Genomic DNA, 18,611 nt, shown 5'->3' with positions numbered 1-18,611 from the left:
CAATCTATACTCGGCAGCCATGATGGAAAGCAACGCCGACAGCGCTGGTCAGCCGGCGGTTTTGGACCAGCCCGTGTTTTCAGCCGAGCTCTTTCCCCACCGGTCTCTCGGCCGCAAGGGGTTCAGGGTGCTCCTGCTGCTGACGGGTGGCGTTTGCCTGCTCTACGGCCTGTTCTTCATCGCCACCGGCGCCTGGCCGATCGGCTTCTTCTTCGGCCTCGATTTCTTGCTGCTCTACGGCGCCTTTCGGTTGAACTATCGCTCGGCCAGGGCACGCGAGATGGTGACCGTGTCGCGCACCGATATCGCGGTGCGCAAGATCGCGCCTTCGGGGCGCACGGTCGAGCATCACTTCAATCCGTTCTGGACACGCTTTTCCGTGCGCCGCGACGACGAGATCGGCATCCTGTCCATGCATATTTACGGACAGGGGCGGGCGACGGATATCGGCGGCTTTCTCAACCCCGACGATCGCGAAAGTTTCGCCAAGGCGTTCAAGCGGGCGCTGGCGACGGTCAAGCAGCGTATCTGACAATCATCTAATTCAGGTGCAAGAATCGGGTGGCTTCAGCGAAGCCGCTTGACTATCTCCTTGTGACAAGGAGAAAGATCATGAACATGGTAGCCAAGCTGAACCAAGACATCACGCCCGATGGTCCCGACTACGAGACTGTCCGCCAGGTGATCGAGCTGATCACCGAGGATTACCGTGAGCAGCCGTCGCTGGAAGCGATCGCCATGCGCCTCAATCAATCGCCGACGCAGCTGCAAAAGACCTTCACCCGCTGGGCGGGGCTTTCGCCCAAGGCCTTCCTGCAGGCGGTGACGCTCGATCATGCCAAGCGGCTGTTGCGCAAGGAAGAGCTGCCCTTGCTGGAGACCTCCTTCGAGGTCGGTCTCTCCGGCCCCGGGCGACTGCACGATCTCTTCGTCACGCACGAGGCGATGTCGCCCGGCGAATGGAAGGCGCGCGGCGGCGGGCTGACGATCCGCTACGGCTTTCACACGTCACCCTTCGGCATCGCGCTGGTCATGGCGACCGACCGCGGCCTTGCCGGCCTTGCCTTCGCCGATATCGGCGGCGAGGCGGCCTGCCTCGAGGATATGACCTGCCGCTGGCCGAATGCCGAATACGTCGAGGACCGGGAGGCGACGGTCGGCTACGCCGCGCGCATCTTCGAGCCGGGACGCTGGACATCCGAGCAGCCGTTGCGTGTGGTGCTTATTGGCACCGATTTCCAGGTTCAGGTCTGGGAGAGCCTGCTGAAGATCCCCTTCGGCAAGGCGGTCACCTACAGCGACATCGCCAGCGACATCGGCCGCCCGACGGCGATGCGGGCGGTGGGGGCGGCGGTGGGCGCCAACCCGATCTCCTTCGTGGTGCCGTGTCACCGCGCGCTCGGCAAGAGCGGCGCGCTGACGGGCTATCACTGGGGGCTGACGCGCAAGCGGGCGATGTTGGGCTGGGAGTCGGCGCACGCTTGAGTGTGGCTGGGGGAGCTCGCGGCTTTCGATAGGTCAGCGGGTGAGGCCCCCTCATCCGCCTGCCGGCACCTTCTCCCCGTTGGGGAGAAGAGACCTGGAGCTGGCCGCTCGCTCAACCTCCCCTTCTCCCCTACGGGGAGAAGGTGGCCCGAAGGGTCGGATGAGGGGGGCACACCCTCAGTTCTCATCGATAGTCCTATAAAGATAACCCTACACAAAAACGGCGCGGTTCTCACCGCGCCGTCTGCATTCTCACTCCGCCGCAATCGCCGGCGGATGCCGGTGATCTGCCGCGTCATCCTCACCGGACGAGACAGCCTCATCCTCCTTGCCCTTCGGCTCCTTGCCGAAGAACAACGCATAGGCCGCCGGCAGAACTAGGATCGTCAGCACCGTGGCGACCAGGATGCCACCCATCATGGCGTAGGCGAGCGGGCCCCAGAAGACGCCGCGCGAGATCGGGATCAGCGCGAGCACAGCCGTCAGCGCCGTCAGCATGATCGGGCGGAAACGGCGCACGGCCGCGCCGACGATCGCTTCCTGCCGGTGCATGCCCGCCTTGATGTCCTGGTCGATCTGGTCGATCAGGATGATCGAGTTGCGGATGATGATGCCGAGCAACGCGATGACGCCGAGGATCGCGACGAAGCCGAAGGGCGCGCCGGAGATCAGGAGGGCTGCCGCGGCACCGATGATCCCGAGCGGACCGGTTGCCAACACCAGCATCGCCTTGCCGAAGTGCTGCAGCTGCGCCATCAGAAGCAACACGATCACGACAAGCATGATTGGCGCCTTGGCGGCGATCGAGGCCTGGCTTTCGGCCGAATCCTCGGCACCGCCCTGGATCTCGACCTTGTAGCCGGCAGGCAGGCTGTCGCGCAGCGGCTGCAGGTCGGCATACATCTTCATGACCACGTCGTTCGACTGCACGTCGTCAGGCAGCGTTGCGCGCACGCTGATTGTCGGCAGGCGGTCGCGCCGCCATTCGATGCCCTGTTCAAGCACCGGCACCACCTTGGCGATCTGCGAGACCGGGACGAAGCCGCCGAAATCCGTCGGCACGTAGACCGAATTGACGGCCGACAGCAGCGAGCGATTGGCTTCCGGTTCGCGGGCGACGATCGACACTGTCTCCTCGCCATCACGGAAATCGTCGAGCGGCGCGCCGGACATCGCGGTCTGCAGCATCTGGCGGACGCGTTGCGAAGTGACGCCGAGCGCACGGGCGCGGTCCTGGTCGATCACCAGCTTCATCGCCGGCACCTGCTCCAGCCAATCGTCATGAATGGCGCCGAGCAGCGGATTCTCCTGGAACTTCGCCTTCACCTGGTCGGCTATTCTGCGGACTTCCTGGCGATCCGGACCCATGACGCGCATCTGCACCGGCCAGCCGGTCGGCGGACCGAGGAACAGACGATCGACCTTCCCACGGATATCGGGGAAGTCTTCGGCGAGAATGGTCCGGAGCTTGACGATCAGCCGTTCGCGGGCCGGCTCGTCATTGGCCATGATCAAGAGCTGCGCGAAATTCGGGTTCGGAAGCTGCTGGTCGAGCGGCAGGAAGAAGCGCGGCGCGCCCTCGCCGATATAAGTGGCGACGAACTTCTTGTCCTTGTCATCCATGATCTTGGCTTCGAGCGCCTTCGATTGCGTCTCGACTTCCTTGATGCTGGTGCCTTCAGGCAGCCAGAGATCGACGAGGATCTCGGGGCGCGAGGACTGCGGGAAGAAGTTCTGCGGAATGAACTGGAAGGCCCAGAGGCTGGTGGCAAAGGTCACCAACGTCATGGCGACGACGATGATCCGGTGGCGCACCGCCCAGCCCACCGTCGACCGCAGCCGGCGATAGAAGCTGGTGTCGAAGGCATCATGATGCGCGCCGCCGGCATGCTGGCGCTGCTTCAGGATCATGTAGCCGAGCCATGGCGTGAAATACACCGCGACGCACCACGAGACCACGAGCGCGATGCCGACGACGTAGAACAGCGTGCGGACATACTCGCCGGCCGTGGAGGCCGCGAAGCCAACCGGAATGAACCCGGCAGTGGTGATCAGCGTGCCCGTCAGCATCGGGAAGGCGGTGGATGAATAAGCGAAACTCGCCGCCTCGATCTTCACGAGCCCCTCCTCAAGCTTTCGCTCCATCAACTCGACCACGATCATCGCGTCGTCGACGAGCAGCCCGAGGGCGATGATCAACGCGCCGAGCGAAATACGCTGCAGGTCGATGCCAAGCTCGTACATGATGGCGAAGGTCGCAGCCAGCACCAGCGGAATGGCGATCGCGATGACGAGGCCCGAACGCCAGCCGATCGACAGGAACGAGACGACGAGAACGATGGCCAGCGCTTCACCCAGCGCATGCATGAACTCGCTGACCGCATCGGTCACGACATCCGGCTGGTTGGAGATCTGATCGACCGAGACGCCGTAGGGCAGCGATTCCTCGAAGCGCTTGTAAGTCGCTTCGACATCCTTGCCGACATCGGTGACCTTGTAGCCCTTGGCCATGACGACGCCGACCTGGACGCTCTCATGACCATTGAAGCGGTACTTGCGCTGATAGGGATCTTCAAGACCGGAATAGACGGTAGCGATGTCGCCGAGGCGGGTCACCTGGTTGCCGGCCTTGAGGCGGAGCTCGCGGATATCGGCGGCCTTGGTCACGTCGCCTTCCACGGCGATGCGCACCGAGCGGGTGCCCGTATCGACGGAACCGGCCGGATCGACGCTGTTCTGGCCCTTAATGGCGTTCTGCAAGCCGACGATCGTCAGCCCGCGTTCGGCAAGCGCCTGCGAGGACACGTCGATGTAGATCTTCTCCGGCTGATCGCCGATGATTACGGCCTTCTCGACACCCGGCGTCGTCAACAGCATGTCGCGCGCCTGGATCGCGAATTTCTTCAGTTCCGGATAGCTGTAGCCATCGCCGCTGATCGATTGCAGCGTGATGAAGGTATCGCCGAATTCGTCGTTGAAATAGGGACCGAGCAGGCCGGATGGCAGCTCGTTGGAGATATCGCCGACCTTCTTGCGCACCTGGTAGAAGGCGTCGGCGACGTCAGCCCCGTTGGTGTCACCCTTGATCTGCAGCGTGATGACGGCGGAGCCGGCGCGCGTATAGGATTTCACCCAGTCGATATGCGGGGTTTCCTGCAGCTTGCGCTCGATCTTGTTGACCACCTGGTCCTGCATTTCCTGGATCGAGGCGCCCGGCCACACGGCCTGCACGACCATGACGCGGAAGGTGAAATCGGGGTCTTCCTTCTGCCCCATCCGCATCAGCCCAAGCACGCCGGTGATGAGGATCAGGCCGAACAGGAAGCGCGCGATGCTCGGATGGCCGATTGCCCAGCGCGACAGGTTGAAGGGCTTCTTCTCGGTGGTGGAGTTGTCCATTGTCCCGTTCCCTCTCCTGACCGCTTAGCGAACGACGTCGCCGGTCTCGGCCGCAGTTTCGGCGGATGCCGACTGCTGGCCCGGCAGCTTGACCTTGAGATTGTCGGTCATGAACTGCGTGCCGGCGGCAACCACGAGATCGCCGGTCTTCAGCCCGTCGACGATATTGACGCCGTCACCGGTGAAATCGGCAATCGTGACGTCGCGGGCATGCACGGTCTGCTGGTCGCGATCGACCACCCATACGATCTTCTTACCGTCCTTCTCGGCAAGTGCGGCTAGCGGGATGGCGACATGGGTGTTGGCGTTGCTGACGCTGGCCTCGATCGTCGCCGTCATGCCGAGCAGGACGCGATCGTCATGCGGCAGGCTCACACGAACGGCAAAAGTGCGCGACTGCGCATCGGCACTGCCGGAGACCTCACGCACCTTGCCATCGAGCACCAGCTTGGCCGAAGACCAGAAGCTCGCCTTGACCGTCTTGCCCGGCTTGAACTCGGCTATGTCGTTCTCAGGCACCGCGATCTGCACTTCCTTTTCGCCGTCGAGCGCGACGGTAGCAACCGGCGTGCCGGCGGCAACGACCGTGCCGGTATCGGCGCTGATCGCCGTCACGATCCCGCTCTGGTCGGCCTTCAGCTCGGCATAGCTCACCTGGTTCTTCGCCTGGTCGAGAGAGGAGCGAGCCGCATCGCGCGTGGAGACGGCCTGGTCATAGCTGAGCGATGCCTGCTCGAGCTGCGACTTCGCCGTCACGCTCTTGTCGAACAGCTGCTGGGCGCGCTTGTTGGCAAGGTCCGCCGTGCCGACGCCCTTTTCGGCCGCCGCCAGATTGGCTTCCGCCGTCTTTGTCGCGAGCTCGTAGTCGGTCGCGTCGATGCGCGCGATCACATCGCCCGGCTGGACGCGGTCGCCGATATTCACGCGGCGCTCGGTGATCTTGCCGGCGACGCGGAAGCCGAGGTTCATCTCGACGCGTGCCTTAACCGCACCGGAATAATCAAGCGCGCGGGTATCGCCCGCCTTGGCGATCTCCACGACCTTGACCGGCCGCAGAATCTCCTTGGTCTCCGCTTTCTTCTCCTCGCTGCAGCCCGAAAGCGCGAGCGAAACGGCGCCGACAAGGGCCAGACTGGCAACGGACGGCAACTTGACTGTCTTCAGCGAAATCATCTTTCGCACTCCCGGTATGTTTGTGTGTTGAATTGTTGGCGGCCGCGCGGGCCGATTATCTCTTCAAAGCCCTGATGGAGAAGTCGATCAGCTCGTCCACCGTCGCTCGATTGGTCTTGGCAAGACATTGCGCCACCATGATCGGGTGGCAGAGCGTCACCGTGGCGGCACCAAAGCAGCGCGATGCGGCGGCGGGATCCTGATCGACGAACTCGCCTGAATCGATACCCTCGCGGATCACCTCGGCCAGCAGATCGTGAATGCTGTCGACATGCCTCTCGATGACATGCCAGTCGCGCTCGATGGCGACGACCACCATCTCGTGCACCTTTTCCTGATCGAGCATGGTCTCGACCGTCATCTCGTATTGCCCGCGCACGTAGCGGCCAAGCCGCTCGGAAGCGCTGAGCGGGAGATGGCAGATCTCATAGGCCTGCTGGTAGCTCGCAGCCAGCATGCGCCCGCAGATCGCCTGGTGGATTTCTATTTTCGAAGAGAAGAAACGATAGACATTGGCCGGCGACATCCCGAGGTCGCGGGCGATATCGGCGACGGTGGTCTTGGCGTAGCCATAGTGACGAAACAGCCGCTCGGCCGCATCGAGAATGCGCGTCGCATTCTCCTGTCTTGTCGCTTCGAGAATGCTTTCAGCGGTGTCGCTCATGATTTCTGCCGTGTTGATTTACGACTGACGATTTTTGAATTTCGTCAGTCGTAAGACATCAGGAGGCGAAAGTCAATCTTTTGCGTTGCGGCGAAGTCCCCTCCTCGCTTTTGCAAAAGTCCCCTCCCCAACCCCTCCCCACAAGGGGGAGGGGCTTTGCTGGGCGCACCCTCCCAGCCAAGTTGAAGCCTCTCAACAATCGCCAACGAGAGAGGGTGGCGCTGTGGGTGCCACGGCTTAGCCCCTCCCCCTTGTGGGGAGGGGTTGGGGAGGGGTCTTCCCACACCCGCAAACAAAAAATGCCGCGGCACAAAGCACCGCGGCATCTCAAACCATCGATAAATTAGTCGCTTACGCCAGCTGCGCATCCAGCGTGATCGGCACCGCGGCCAGCGCCTTGGAAACCGGGCAACCCGCCTTGGCCTTGCCCGCGAGCTCGATGAAGGTCTTCTCGTCGCAATTCGGAACCGTGCCGCGCAGCGTCAAGAGGATGGCACTGATCGCGAAGCCGCCCTCGACGCTCTCGAGCGTCACCTTCGCCGTCGTTTCCATGCTGGTTGCGGTAAAGCCGGCCTCGCCGAGGATCAGCGACAGCGCCATGGTGAAGCAGCCGGCATGGGCGGCGCCGATCAGCTCTTCGGGATTGGTGCCCGGGAGACCTTCGAAGCGGCTGGCAAAGCCATAAGGGTACGATTTGAGCGCGCCGCTCTGCGTCGAGATCTGACCCTTGCCGTCCTTGATGCCGCCCGACCACTGTGCGGAACCTGTGCGATTGATCTGCATGCCGTTCTCCTGTTGGACTGAGTGTTCTCCAACGCAGCGACCCGCCGCGTCATCCGGTCAAGAGGCGCAAAAACCCCTTCGCCCGAGCATATAAGTCTCTAATTCAGGAAGGCGACAGTCTTGTAAAATTTGATTGCATCCGTGCTGCGCTGATCAGCGGATGGTGCCCGCGGTCTCCAGCGTGAAGAGCTCCTGCGGCCGCTGCACGCCGCGCAGCGCGTAGCGCCCGACGCAGGCCAGCGCGCCACGCTCGGCCTCGGGAACGGCAGCGGCGAAATCGGACGACATCAGCACGTTGAAATCGACCGACCGGCAGAGCGAGGCGATGCGGCTGACCTCGTTGACGGCGGGGCCGATGACCGTGAAGTCGAGCCGCTCCTGGCTGCCGATATTGCCATAGAAAACGTCGCCGATATGCAGGCCGATATAGACGTCGGTGGTCGGTCGCTCCTCGAAGGCGCGCTCGTTGTTCAGCGTCACCAGTCTCTCGTGCAACACCCGTTCGGCCTTCAGCGCCGCCGAACAGGCATCGGCCGGCGCGTCGGCCTTGAAGATCGCCAGCACCCCGTCCCCGATCAGCTTCAGCACATTGCCGCCGGCCTCATGTACCGCCGTGATGACGAGATCGCTGTAGGCGTTCAGCATCGGCAGGATTTCTTCGGGCGAGGCGCTGTCGGAGATCTTCGTGTAGTTCACCAGATCAGAGAACCAGAGCACCGCCGAAATCCGCTCCGACTTGCCCCGGCTGATCTTGCCATCCAGCACCTGGCGCGCCGCATCCTCGCCGAGATAGACCTCGGCGATCGTGCGGGCGATACGCCCGAGTCCGATACACTTGATCGCCAGTGCCAGAACCGGCGCCAGCTTGCGCAGGACCATCATGTGATGATCGGAAAACCCTTCCTGATGGCGCGTGGCGAAATGCACGAAAAAGCAATCCATCTCGCCGATCGTCCCGGCCTTGTCGAACTTGCGCACCATCGCGACAAAATCGGTATGGCCTTCGGCCTGCATCGTATCCAGCATGTAGAAATCGGCGGGATCACCGAACGCCAGCCGCCGGCGAACCTCGTTCTCGGGGCCCGTCCAAAGATGGTAGAATGCCGAGCGCTGCCAGTTTTCCAGCGAGTTCCCATCGCCGCCCATCGGGCCATAGGCAAACTCGGGCTCGACATCCTGCTCGCTATCCCAGCGAAAAGCGCGCCCCTCATGCACCGGGTGCAGCGTATCCATCAGCGCCAGACTGCGGTCGAGCGGAAGGCCAAGCCTGCGGCAGGTATCGCAGAAGCCGGTCAGCAACTCGGTTTCAGTCGCGCCATTCAGCCCCTGCTCCGTCAGCCACGTCGCAACCGTACCGATATCACTGTATTCCATGCCATAGTCACCTTGTCTGATACGCAAGCCTTACCGTGATTTGACGGCCAGCGGAACGGCAAAGCTGACAAACGTCATGTCCCGCCGCAATCTCATACCGGCATATTGTCTCATGCCGGCATATTGTAAGGTGTGATGATTTCCACCGCCGACAAGGACGTCGGCGCGATACGTCCGGAAACACCACGGCTCATCACCGCCCGGAATGCGGTGCGCGCATCGGAGCGCAGATCGTGATGAAGCACGAAGCCGATCTTGCCGGCTTTCAAGAGCGCGCGGTTATCGGCATCGAGGTCATGCGCCACGAACGCCCGGATCGGCCGCCCCGCCGACTCGAAGGCCGCCAGCACCGCGCGATTTCCGCCGCCGATCGAATAGACCGCGTCGATCGTCTCGTCGGCCGCAATCGCCCGCGCAGCCAGAATGCCGGTTGCCGCATCCGTTCCATGCCCTTCGCTGATCTCGGTGATACCTATCTCACGGTATCGCTCGCGGATGACACGGCGAAAGCCGATCTCGCGCTCCTCCTCCCCCCGAAACCGCCCACTCGAGAGCGTCACCAACACCCGCCCGGGCGCGCCGGCAAACCGCTCGCCGATCAGATAGGCAGCGGTCTCGCCCGCTGCCCGGTTATCCGCTCCCGCATAGGCGATCCGCGCCGAATTGGGGAGGTCGGTCACCAGCGTCACCACGGGCATGCCCGCCTCCTCAAGCCGCGACACGGCGGCGTCGACCTCTGGCACATCGGGCGCCTTCAGCACGACCGCCTTGGTGCCACGCAGCCGTATCCGGTCGAGAAGCTGGACGATTTCCGCCGGCTTCATTACCTCGGCGAAGTGAAAGCGGCAGCGAAACACCGTCGGCAGAAAGGTCGCGACTTCGGCCTCGAATGCGGCGCGGACCGTCGTGCTGAAGCGCTCGGGCGTTTCCATCACGATATCGATCGCGATCGTCCGCCCGCCTGCCGCCACCTCCGTCTGCTGCTTTTCGAGCTCGGCGATCGCCGCCCGCACCCGCAGTTCCGTCTGCCGCCGCACGCCGGGCCGGCCGTTCAGCACCCGGTCCACGGTGGCCGTGCTCAAGCCCGCCTGAAAGGCGATATCCTTGACGAGAAAGACATGCGCCATGCCGTGAGTTTCCGATCCAATCTGATGTATTTTTGATGGTTTTCTGATCTATCACGGCCCTCGCCGCGCCGTATAGTGCCTTCATCAGGAATGGAGGAGCATCTGATGAAAACCGACAATCTGCAGAAGCTGCGTGCCGACCGCGTCTGGCTCACCGAGGATGCCTGCGATCTCGACAACTTCCGGGCGCTGGCCGAAAAGACGACGTCGCTCGCCGATTATCCGAACGCCGCCGCCGTCGAGAAAAACGTGCTGATCTATGACAGCCGCAATGTCAGGGCTGTCATCGCGGATCCCGAGGGCAAGCGCGCGTTCTTGGCCGAGATCTGCGAAGCCTTCGCCGAAGGCCCCGGCGTCGTCGTCTTCACCGGCGCCTATGAGGACACCGGCGTCATCGACCGCGCCAGCAAGATGTTCGACGACATCATTACCGAGCAGCACCGCACATCGACGGGCGGCGGCGATCACTTCGCCAAGGCCGGCGCCAACGACCGCATCTGGAACTCGCTCGAAAAGCACTGCCTCGCCGACGCCGACAATTTCGCCGAATACTACGCCAACCCGATCGTGGCGTTGGCAAGCCAGGCTTGGCTCGGCCCGAGCTACCAGATGACCGCGCAGGTCAACCGCGTGAACCCCGGTGGTGCCGCCCAATCCGCGCATCGCGATTATCACCTCGGCTTCCAGTCCTCTCAGGTGATCGAGCAGTTTCCCGTCCACGTCCACAGGCTCTCGCCGGTGCTGACGCTGCAGGGCGCGGTCGCCCATTGCGACATGCCGCTTGAGAGCGGGCCGACGCTCTTCCTGCCGAACAGCCAGACCTATGTGCCGGGATATCTCGCCCTCAAGCGCCAGGAATTCCGCGACTATTTCGAGAAGCACCACGTGCAGCTGCCGCTAAAGAAGGGCGACGTCGTCTTCTTCAACCCGGCGCTCTTCCATGCCGCCGGCACAAACCGCTCGGCTGACATCAAGCGCGTCGCCAACCTGCTGCAGGTCTCCTCCGCCTTCGGCCGCGCCATGGAAACGGTCGACCGCCAGCGCATGAGCGCCACCCTCTTCCCGGCGCTGAAGCGGCTTTCCGATACGCTCTCGAAAGCCGAAATCGCCAATGCGGTGGCGGCCTGCGCTGAAGGCTATTCCTTCCCCACCAACCTAGACCGCGACCCGCCGCTCGGCGGCCTCGCGCCGAAGACGCAGGCGCAGCTGATGCACGAGGCACTGGCCGCTGGCTGGAGCGACGAGATGTTCGCCGAGGCGCTGGCGAAGCAGGCGGAGAAGAAGCTGAGCTGAGCACGCAGCGCGGCACTCAATAACGACAACGACAAAAGGCCTCTCGCACCGCGAGGGGCCATTCGCGCATCATCAGTCACAGATCATAGGGAGGAACATATATGAGCACAGACCACAGCCGCCTCGACGGCAAGATCGCCATCGTCACCGGCGGCACGCAGGGCCTCGGCGCCACCATCGCCCGGCTCTTTGCCGAGCGCGGTGCCAAGGGCATCGTCATCTGCGGTCGCAACGCCGAAAAGGGCCGCGCGAAGGCCGAGGAGATATCAAGCGCGACCGGCGCCGAGGTGGTCTATGTCCAGGCCGATCTCTCCAAGGTGGAGGATGCCAGCAAGGTCGTACAGGCCTGCGACAGGGCTTTCGGCCGCGTCGATGCGCTAGTCAACGCCGCCGCCACCACCGATCGAGGCACCATTCTCGACACCAGCCCCGAGCTCTTCGACGCCATGTTCGCGATCAACGTGCGCGCGCCCTTCTTCCTGATCCAGGAAAGCGTGAAAATCATGCGCCGCGAAAAGACTGAGGGCACCATCGTCAATATCGGCTCGATGTCGGCCAAGGCGGGCCAGCCCTTCATCGCCGCTTACTGCGCCTCCAAGGGCGCGCTGGAAACGCTGACCAAGAACACCGCCTACGCCCTGCTGCGCAACCGTATCCGCGTCAACGGATTGAACATCGGCTGGATGGCCTCGGAAGGCGAGGACCGCATTCAACGCGAATTCCACGGCGCCGCCGCCAACTGGCTGGACGAAGCCGCCGCCGCCCAGCCCTTCGGTCGCCTCGTCGACCCCGCGGAAGTGGCCCGCGCCTGCGCCTATCTCTCATCGCCGGAATCCGGCCTGATGACCGGCTCGATGATCTGCTTCGACCAATCGATCTGGGGCGCCTACGACGGCTCGCCGCACCCGCAAGCCCCACTCTGAAACATGCCAGGTCCAAAAATACGGGAGCCTCGGCCTTTTGCGCGGCCGGGCTCTGGCACGTCGCTTCGTTTACGTTTACGAAGGAGATCAAATCGCTTTGGGAGGAGCAGCCTGTGTCGCAAGATGCGCTTGATGACGTCCGTGATGATCGTTTCAATCGCCTGATCGCGGGCAGCGCCAGGCTGGAAGAGCTCTATTCCGGATGCCGCTGGGCCGAAGGCCCCGTCTGGTTCTCCGATCTCAACTGCCTGCTCTGGAGCGACATCCCCAACGAGCGCATCATGCGCTGGGTGCCCGATGGCGGCGCCTCGGTCTTCCGCTCCCCGTCCAACTATGTCAACGGCAACACCCGCGATCGCCAGGGCCGGCTGGTATCCTGCGAACATGGCGGCCGCCGTGTCACCCGCACGGAACCTGATGGCCGCATCACCGTGCTTGCCGATCGCTACAAGGGCAAGCGGCTGAATTCGCCCAACGACGTCATCGTCCGCTCCGACGGCTCCATCTGGTTCACCGATCCGAGCTACGGCATCATGTCCGACTATGAAGGCCACAAGGCCGAGCCCGAGCAGGAAACCAGAAACGTCTACCGCATCGATGCCGGAACCGGCGAAATCGAAGCGGTCGCCACCGACTTCATCCAGCCCAACGGCCTCGCCTTCTCGCCGGATGAAAAGCAGCTATATATCGCGGATTCTGGCTCCTCGAACCACGAGGTGCCCCGCCATATCCGCGTCTTCGACGTCGTCGACGACCGCAAGCTGACCAACAGCCGCTACTTCTGCTCGATCGACAACGGCGTGCCCGATGGCTTCCGTTTCGACGTTGCCGGCAACCTCTGGAGCAGTGCCGCCGACGGCGTTCACTGCTTCGCGCCGGACGGCACCCTTCTCGGAAAGATCAAGGTTCCGCAGACGGTCTCCAACATCACCTTCGGTGGCCAGAAGAAGAACCGCCTGTTCATAACCGCGACGCAATCGGTCTACGCCATTTACACGACGACCAACGGCGCCCAGTACCCGTAAGCCAAAACTGACATTGAAAGCGCAGTCGGGCCACTTGCTGCGTCCCGTTGCGCCTCCCTCCCCGATACCGTTACCGCCGTGAGAGACTGACATGCGTTCCATCGTTCCCTATAACGAATCCTGGGCTTTCCATGAGGGTGCCGGCCAGCATCTGCTGCGCGATTTCGACGGCCGGGTCACCGTCCACCTGCCGCATACGGCGGTCGAACTCCCGTTCAACTATTTCGATGAAGCGAGCTACCAGCGCGCTTTCACCTATCAGAAACTGCTGCGCTGGATGCCGGAATTCGAGGGCCGCGAGGTCTCGCTCGTGTTCGACGCCGCCATGGCCGACGCCGTGGTCTATCTGAACGGCGAGGAAGTCATCGCCCACAAGGATGGCTACACGCCCTTCGAGGCGCGCCTGACCAACGGCCTGCAACGCGGCGACAACCTGATATCAGTCACCATCGATGGCAGCGAGAACCCCGCCATCCCGCCCTTCGGCGGCGCCATCGACTACCTGACTTACGCCGGAATCTACCGCGAGGTTTGGCTGAAAGTCACCGATCCCGTCTCGATCCACAACGTCAAGATCGAGACCACTGATGTGCTCTCGGAAGAGAAGTCCGCCTCCGTCCGCGTCCATCTCTCTAACCCCCGCAACGTGCAATTCCTGGGAACGCTGACGGCCTCGCTTGCCGATATCGATGGAAACGTGCTCGCCACCGCATCAGCGGACACGACCGGAGACGACGCCACGCTTGATTTCAGCGGCCTCACCGGTATCGCGCTCTGGGATATCGACAATCCGGAACTCTACCAGATGACGGTGGAGCTCAAGACCAGCCACGGCTCCGACAGGCTGACGACCAGCTTCGGTTTCCGCACCGCCGAGTTCACCCCTGAGGGCTTCCGGCTGAACGGCCGCCCGCTGAAGCTGCGCGGCCTGAACCGCCACCAATCCTTCCCCTATGTCGGCTACGCCGCCGGGCGCTCCGCGCAGGAACGCGACGCCGACATCATGAAATCCGTGCTGAAGTGCAACATGGTCCGCACCTCGCACTATCCGCAATCGAAGTGGTTTCTCGACCGCTGCGACAAGATCGGCCTGCTCGTGTTCGAGGAGATTCCCGGCTGGCAACATATCGGCGACCAGGAATGGCAGCATGAATCGATCCGCAACGTCCGCCGGATGATCGAGCGCGACTGGAACCATCCGTCGATCGTCATCTGGGGCGTGCGCATCAACGAGAGCCAGGACAGCCACCACTTCTACGCCGAGACCAACCGGCTCGCCCGCGAGCTAGACCCTACCCGCCCGACCGGCGGCGTTCGCTACATCACCGATAGCGAGTTGCTCGAGGACGTCTACACGATGAACGACTTCATCCTCGGCAACGAGGAGCTGCCGGGCACCAACCGCCCGCGCACGCCGCTGCGCCCGCAGCAGGAAAGCACCGGCCTCTCCTACAAGGTGCCGTACATGATCACCGAATTCGGCGGTCACATGTACCCGACCAAGATCTACGACCAGGAAGCGCGCCAGGCCGAACATGTGCGCCGCCACCTCGAAGTTCTGAACGCCGCCTATGGCGATCCCGACATAGCGGGCGCCATCGGCTGGTGCATGTTCGACTACAACACCCACAAGGATTTCGGCTCCGGCGACCGCATCTGCTATCACGGCGTCATGGACATGTTCCGCGAACCGAAATTCGCCGCTTACGCTTATGCCAGCCAGTGCGAACCGTCCGAAGACGTCATCATGAAGCCGGTGACTTTCTGGGCACGCGGCGAACGCAATATCGGCGGCGTGCTCCCGCTGATCGTGCTGACCAATTGCGACGAGGTCGAGCTGACCTATGGCTCGGTGACCAAGCGCGTCGGCCCCGACTACGAGAACTTCCCACACCTGCCGCATCCGCCTGTCGTCTTCGACCACCGCCACTTCACCGCCGACGAACTCGGCATCTGGGGCCAGAAATGGATCGACGGCAGCTTCACCGGCTATGTCGACGGCGCGCCTGTGGCGCAGCTGACGCTGGTCGCCGATCCGCTGCCGACGACGCTGCAGGTAGTGGCCGACAGCACCCGGCTGAAGGCACGCGAACGCGACACCACTCGCGTCGTTCTGCGCGCGCTTGACCAGCAGGGCCAGCGCCTGCCCTTCCTGAACGAAGTGGTGACGATATCTCTCACCGGCCCGGCGAAGATCGTCGGCCCCAGCACCATCCCGCTCCAGGGCGGCACGGCCGGTCTCTGGATCGAGACCACCGGCCTGACCGGCGAGATCACGCTCGAGGCCACCTGTCCCCGCTTCGGTAAAGTCACGCTGACGCTCGCCGCCGTGTGACAGCGGCCAGAGCCTTGGTCTTCACAGGCCAAGGCTCGACGCGTTCCCTATGGCGCTCAGACGGGTGCCACCGAGCGAACGCTGCCGTTGTTGTCGACGATGCAGGAGTATTTCTTACCCCCTGCATCTAGATCAACGGCGAACGTCCCATCCGGCTGCAGCCGCGAGCCGGTCGGCAAGACCTTGACACCGGCTCCGGCGCTGCTCGTCACCGCATTGGCGCAAAGCAATTGCAGATCGGCCGGCGCCGTCATCAGCGTTGTGCGCGCCATCGCTTCAGGTGGCGGCGGCGCCGGTGTGCAGGCGCCCAACGACAACAGTCCGGCCAGGCCCAGAAGAGCCCGACCGCCTCGCTTCAACTCTTCTCTCGACATCTGTCCCCTCCAGACGTTGATGATATCAGGCCTGATCAATCCCCGGCCAAATGCGGGCGCTATCGATCAGATACCCTTGTAGAGCGCGGCCCCCTGCATGAGCACGATGACCTTGGCGCCGATCTGCACCCGAGAATGCAGGTCTGTCACGTCGTCATTGTTGAGCCGGATGCACCCCGATGACACGTCGAGACCGATCGTCCACGGCTCGGCCGTGCCGTGAATGCGGTAGATCGTGTCCTGGTCGCCGGCGTATAGATAAAGCGCCCGCGCCCCGAGCGGGTTGTCCGGTCCACCCGGCATGCCGGCCGCCCATTTGGCGGCATTGGCATCGCGCGCCACCATTTCGGCCGGCGGCGTCCACACCGGCCATTCCGCCGTGCGCCCGACCCGGACGATCCCCGCCCAGCCGAACCCGTCACGGCCGACGCCGATGCCGTAGCGGATCGCCTGCCCGCCGGGCTGCACCAGATAGAGAAAATGCTGGTTGCCGTCGATGATGATCGTCCCCGGCGGCTCCGCGGTGCGGAACGTCACGATCTGCCTGCGGAAGGCCTCCGGCGATTGCTTGTTGCGCGCGTAATATTGCCGGGCCTTCTTGCTGTCATAATCGATCCATGTTCGCGTCTTGGCGTCATAGATCTGCGTCTGCGCCAGCACGATAACAGGCGCAAGCAGCAACGCGGCCGCCGCAACCGGCAGCCCCTTGCGCAAACGCCGCGTCACCCAACCGAATTTCATCAGAGAAGAAGACCGCGCCCTCATGGCTTCGCCCACCCATCGATCCGCGCCGCATTGCGCTCCACCCACGCCTTGGCATAGCCAAGCGGCGCCTGCCGCTCCACCTCGAGCGCATAGCTCATCGCCGTCGCCTCCTCCGGCGTCAGATCGACCTTTTCGAGGAAGGCCGCGATCTCCGGGTGCTTGCTGGCAAGCGCTGTTGAATAGGCGATGCGAAAGGTCGCCGTGTCCCAGCCCGTCGAAGCCGACGACTTCTTGATCCAGAGAGGATCGGTCGCACTTGCCAACGACCATTTGGCCGCATCATGCTTTGGCTCTTCAAGCCGGACGATCTTGTGCAGGTCGAAGACGAAATGCGGCGCGTAGCAGGCGAACACCACCGGTTGGCCGGTCGCGACCGCGGCATCGATGCCGGCCATCGCCACCTCTTCCTCGGCCTCCACGAGCGTCATCGCCTTGGCGTAACCATAGCTGTTGGCCCGCACACGCTCGATCCCCGTCGATGACCAGGTCGGCGCGCCGATCCACATCTCCCCCTTGCCGTCGCCATCCGTATCGAGAAGACTGGTCTTGTCGGGATCGCTGAGATCGGCGATATCAGTGATCCCCTTCTCCGCCGCTTCAGGCGTCGCGCAGATGCCCTGCCACGCGGGAACCGTGTGCTTGGCCAGAACGACCACGCCCTTCTCGGTCACGAATTTTTCGATGACATCGGTGAGATTGGGCTGCCAGACCTCCGGGTGGATGTCGACAGTGCCTTTCTCCAGCCCAGCAAAGGCGTTGAGCGTGCCCATTTCCTGGACGAGAGCAGGCTGTTTGAATTCTTTCTCGATCGCGACCTTGAGAATAAAGGCCGTAGCCTGACCGGACGGCCAGTTCGGCATGGCGATCTTGAGGTCATCCGCAAGGACGGGCGTCCCAGCCCCCAATACGGAGAACAAGACGGACAATAAAACGACGAACACGCCGCAACCGGCACCATCTCTCACAATGTTCCCCCTCGGCAGACACTGATCGGATCGCATGCTGATATTACAACGCCAAGATGCAGAAGCGGGCGCAGTTAGTCAAGCGTAGAGTGTTTTAGGAAAGATAGATCAACGCCGCAGGCCAGAAGCCCAGGCGCTGACGCGCGATGCCATCGCCGCCATATGATCCGCCCCCGAGAAGCCGGAGAAAGCCTTGCGCGGCTTCAGATCGTGGTCGCCATCCTCGAGCCAGAAGATGTCGGTCGTGGGCGAAAGCGAATAGCCCGCGACTTCCTCGCGCGTCCCGAACGCATCCCGCGTCCCTTGGCAGATCAGCGTCGGCGTCTCGATCGCGCTCAGATGCGCCGTGCGCAACTGCGCCGGCTTTCCCATCGGATGAAACGGATAGCCAAGGCAAAGCAATCCCGCGATATCGCCCGAGCGATAAAGATCATCGGCAACCATGCTGGCAATCCGCCCACCCATCGACTTGCCGCCGATGACAAGCGGACCGCTGGCGCCAAGGTCACGCACCGCCGCCAGATATTCAGGGATCAACGTCTCCGCCTTGGGCGGCGGCGGACGCCGACCGGACAGCCGCCGCTCGGCCATGTAACCGAACTCGAACCGAACCACCCGCATTCCGGCCGCAGCCAGCGCCTCGGAAAACCGCTGCATACCCGCCGAATCCATGGCCCCGCCGGCGCCGTGCGCGAGAAGGATCGTCACAGGGGCATTCTCTGGACCGGAAAACAGGAAGGACGTGCTCATGCTGTCTTATTTACAGGATAAGTCCGAGAGCCGACAGGGCTTAGGTTTGTTGTGCTTTTGGGAGATAAGGATTTGGTTGCGGGGGCAGGATTTGAACCTGCGGCCTTCAGGTTATGAGCCTGACGAGCTACCGGGCTGCTCCACCCCGCGCCAGCGCAAAGCCTTCGGCTTTGTCG

General features: G+C 63.1%; 16 protein-coding genes and 1 tRNA gene. 6 read left to right on the top strand and 11 right to left on the bottom strand.

Annotated elements, in window-relative coordinates:
- Positions 1 to 19 precede the first annotated feature (19 nt).
- Both QTL96_RS25170 and QTL96_RS25165 read left to right on the top strand, forming a co-directional pair.
- Positions 20 to 532, top strand: coding sequence for a DUF2244 domain-containing protein (locus QTL96_RS25170; protein WP_289729849.1), 513 nt, complete (start codon positions 20 to 22; stop codon positions 530 to 532).
- Positions 533 to 612: 80 nt separating this feature from the next.
- Positions 613 to 1,485, top strand: a complete 873-nt coding sequence (locus QTL96_RS25165; protein WP_289729643.1) for a bifunctional helix-turn-helix domain-containing protein/methylated-DNA--[protein]-cysteine S-methyltransferase — start codon at positions 613 to 615, stop codon at positions 1,483 to 1,485.
- Positions 1,486 to 1,737: 252 nt separating this feature from the next.
- Here the strand turns inward: QTL96_RS25165 and QTL96_RS25160 are convergent, their stop codons facing one another.
- The 6 genes from QTL96_RS25160 to QTL96_RS25135 form a co-directional block, all read right to left on the bottom strand.
- A complete protein-coding gene (locus QTL96_RS25160) occupies positions 1,738 to 4,884 on the bottom strand; it encodes an efflux RND transporter permease subunit (RefSeq protein WP_289729642.1) in 3,147 nt (1,048 codons plus the stop codon).
- 24 nt (positions 4,885 to 4,908) lie between these two features.
- The gene (locus tag QTL96_RS25155; RefSeq protein ID WP_289729641.1) at positions 4,909 to 6,057 is read right to left on the bottom strand and encodes an efflux RND transporter periplasmic adaptor subunit; all 1,149 of its coding nucleotides are present in this window, start codon (positions 6,055 to 6,057) and stop codon (positions 4,909 to 4,911) included.
- Between the two features lie 55 nt (positions 6,058 to 6,112).
- Positions 6,113 to 6,721 (bottom strand): TetR family transcriptional regulator, encoded by a 609-nt coding sequence (locus QTL96_RS25150; protein ID WP_289729640.1) that lies wholly within the window; start codon positions 6,719 to 6,721, stop codon positions 6,113 to 6,115.
- A 351-nt stretch (positions 6,722 to 7,072) separates the two neighbouring features.
- On the bottom strand, positions 7,073 to 7,504 hold the full coding sequence (locus QTL96_RS25145) for an OsmC family protein (RefSeq protein ID WP_018902456.1): 432 nt from the start codon (positions 7,502 to 7,504) through the stop codon (positions 7,073 to 7,075).
- A 153-nt stretch (positions 7,505 to 7,657) separates the two neighbouring features.
- Positions 7,658 to 8,878, bottom strand: a complete 1,221-nt coding sequence (locus QTL96_RS25140; RefSeq protein WP_289729639.1) for an adenylate/guanylate cyclase domain-containing protein — start codon at positions 8,876 to 8,878, stop codon at positions 7,658 to 7,660.
- Positions 8,879 to 8,988: 110 nt separating this feature from the next.
- The gene (locus tag QTL96_RS25135) at positions 8,989 to 10,005 is read right to left on the bottom strand and encodes a LacI family DNA-binding transcriptional regulator (protein ID WP_289729638.1); all 1,017 of its coding nucleotides are present in this window, start codon (positions 10,003 to 10,005) and stop codon (positions 8,989 to 8,991) included.
- A 105-nt stretch (positions 10,006 to 10,110) separates the two neighbouring features.
- On the opposite strand from QTL96_RS25135, the gene QTL96_RS25130 reads away from it, so the two are divergent.
- The 4 genes from QTL96_RS25130 (at position 10,111) to QTL96_RS25115 (ending at position 15,581) form a co-directional block, all read left to right on the top strand.
- Entirely contained in the window at positions 10,111 to 11,298 is a 1,188-nt protein-coding gene (locus QTL96_RS25130) for a phytanoyl-CoA dioxygenase family protein (protein WP_289729637.1), read from the top strand.
- Between the two features lie 101 nt (positions 11,299 to 11,399).
- Complete coding sequence (locus QTL96_RS25125) at positions 11,400 to 12,221, top strand: SDR family oxidoreductase (protein WP_289729636.1); 822 nt, start codon at positions 11,400 to 11,402, stop codon at positions 12,219 to 12,221.
- 113 nt (positions 12,222 to 12,334) lie between these two features.
- Positions 12,335 to 13,246 (top strand): SMP-30/gluconolactonase/LRE family protein, encoded by a 912-nt coding sequence (locus tag QTL96_RS25120; RefSeq protein ID WP_289729635.1) that lies wholly within the window; start codon positions 12,335 to 12,337, stop codon positions 13,244 to 13,246.
- 91 nt (positions 13,247 to 13,337) lie between these two features.
- Complete coding sequence (locus QTL96_RS25115; RefSeq protein ID WP_289729634.1) at positions 13,338 to 15,581, top strand: glycoside hydrolase family 2 TIM barrel-domain containing protein; 2,244 nt, start codon at positions 13,338 to 13,340, stop codon at positions 15,579 to 15,581.
- A gap of 56 nt (positions 15,582 to 15,637) precedes the next feature.
- Here QTL96_RS25115 and QTL96_RS25110 read toward each other — a convergent pair whose 3' ends face one another.
- The 5 genes from QTL96_RS25110 to QTL96_RS25090 form a co-directional block, all read right to left on the bottom strand.
- Positions 15,638 to 15,853, bottom strand: a complete 216-nt coding sequence (locus QTL96_RS25110) for a hypothetical protein (protein ID WP_026283721.1) — start codon at positions 15,851 to 15,853, stop codon at positions 15,638 to 15,640.
- Between the two features lie 168 nt (positions 15,854 to 16,021).
- Positions 16,022 to 16,696, bottom strand: coding sequence for a L,D-transpeptidase (locus QTL96_RS25105; RefSeq protein WP_289729633.1), 675 nt, complete (start codon positions 16,694 to 16,696; stop codon positions 16,022 to 16,024).
- A gap of 20 nt (positions 16,697 to 16,716) precedes the next feature.
- Positions 16,717 to 17,661: a glycine betaine ABC transporter substrate-binding protein gene (locus QTL96_RS25100; RefSeq protein ID WP_289729848.1), complete on the bottom strand. Its 945-nt coding sequence runs from the start codon at positions 17,659 to 17,661 to the stop codon at positions 16,717 to 16,719.
- 132 nt (positions 17,662 to 17,793) lie between these two features.
- Positions 17,794 to 18,435 (bottom strand): alpha/beta fold hydrolase, encoded by a 642-nt coding sequence (locus QTL96_RS25095; protein ID WP_289729632.1) that lies wholly within the window; start codon positions 18,433 to 18,435, stop codon positions 17,794 to 17,796.
- A gap of 73 nt (positions 18,436 to 18,508) precedes the next feature.
- Positions 18,509 to 18,585, bottom strand: a tRNA-Met gene (locus QTL96_RS25090).
- Between the last annotated feature and the right edge of the window lie 26 nt (positions 18,586 to 18,611).

The sequence above is a fragment of the Rhizobium sp. S163 genome, from assembly GCF_030380805.1.
Lineage (GTDB): Bacteria > Pseudomonadota > Alphaproteobacteria > Rhizobiales > Rhizobiaceae > Rhizobium.
This window is presented reverse-complemented; position numbering and strand designations above follow the sequence as displayed.

What these genes read in the sequence shown, in the direction of transcription:
- QTL96_RS25170 (WP_289729849.1), top strand. Translation starts at nt 20, where the DNA reads ATGATGGAAAGCAACGCCGACAGCGCTGGTCAGCCGGCGGTTTTGGAC.
- QTL96_RS25165 (WP_289729643.1), top strand. Translation starts at nt 613, where the DNA reads ATGAACATGGTAGCCAAGCTGAACCAAGACATCACGCCCGATGGTCCC.
- QTL96_RS25160 (WP_289729642.1), bottom strand. Translation starts at nt 4,884, where the DNA reads ATGGACAACTCCACCACCGAGAAGAAGCCCTTCAACCTGTCGCGCTGG.
- QTL96_RS25155 (WP_289729641.1), bottom strand. Translation starts at nt 6,057, where the DNA reads ATGATTTCGCTGAAGACAGTCAAGTTGCCGTCCGTTGCCAGTCTGGCC.
- QTL96_RS25150 (WP_289729640.1), bottom strand. Translation starts at nt 6,721, where the DNA reads ATGAGCGACACCGCTGAAAGCATTCTCGAAGCGACAAGACAGGAGAAT.
- QTL96_RS25145 (WP_018902456.1), bottom strand. Translation starts at nt 7,504, where the DNA reads ATGCAGATCAATCGCACAGGTTCCGCACAGTGGTCGGGCGGCATCAAG.
- QTL96_RS25140 (WP_289729639.1), bottom strand. Translation starts at nt 8,878, where the DNA reads ATGGAATACAGTGATATCGGTACGGTTGCGACGTGGCTGACGGAGCAG.
- QTL96_RS25135 (WP_289729638.1), bottom strand. Translation starts at nt 10,005, where the DNA reads ATGGCGCATGTCTTTCTCGTCAAGGATATCGCCTTTCAGGCGGGCTTG.
- QTL96_RS25130 (WP_289729637.1), top strand. Translation starts at nt 10,111, where the DNA reads ATGAAAACCGACAATCTGCAGAAGCTGCGTGCCGACCGCGTCTGGCTC.
- QTL96_RS25125 (WP_289729636.1), top strand. Translation starts at nt 11,400, where the DNA reads ATGAGCACAGACCACAGCCGCCTCGACGGCAAGATCGCCATCGTCACC.
- QTL96_RS25115 (WP_289729634.1), top strand. Translation starts at nt 13,338, where the DNA reads ATGCGTTCCATCGTTCCCTATAACGAATCCTGGGCTTTCCATGAGGGT.
- QTL96_RS25110 (WP_026283721.1), bottom strand. Translation starts at nt 15,853, where the DNA reads ATGGCGCGCACAACGCTGATGACGGCGCCGGCCGATCTGCAATTGCTT.
- QTL96_RS25105 (WP_289729633.1), bottom strand. Translation starts at nt 16,696, where the DNA reads ATGAAATTCGGTTGGGTGACGCGGCGTTTGCGCAAGGGGCTGCCGGTT.
- QTL96_RS25095 (WP_289729632.1), bottom strand. Translation starts at nt 18,435, where the DNA reads ATGAGCACGTCCTTCCTGTTTTCCGGTCCAGAGAATGCCCCTGTGACG.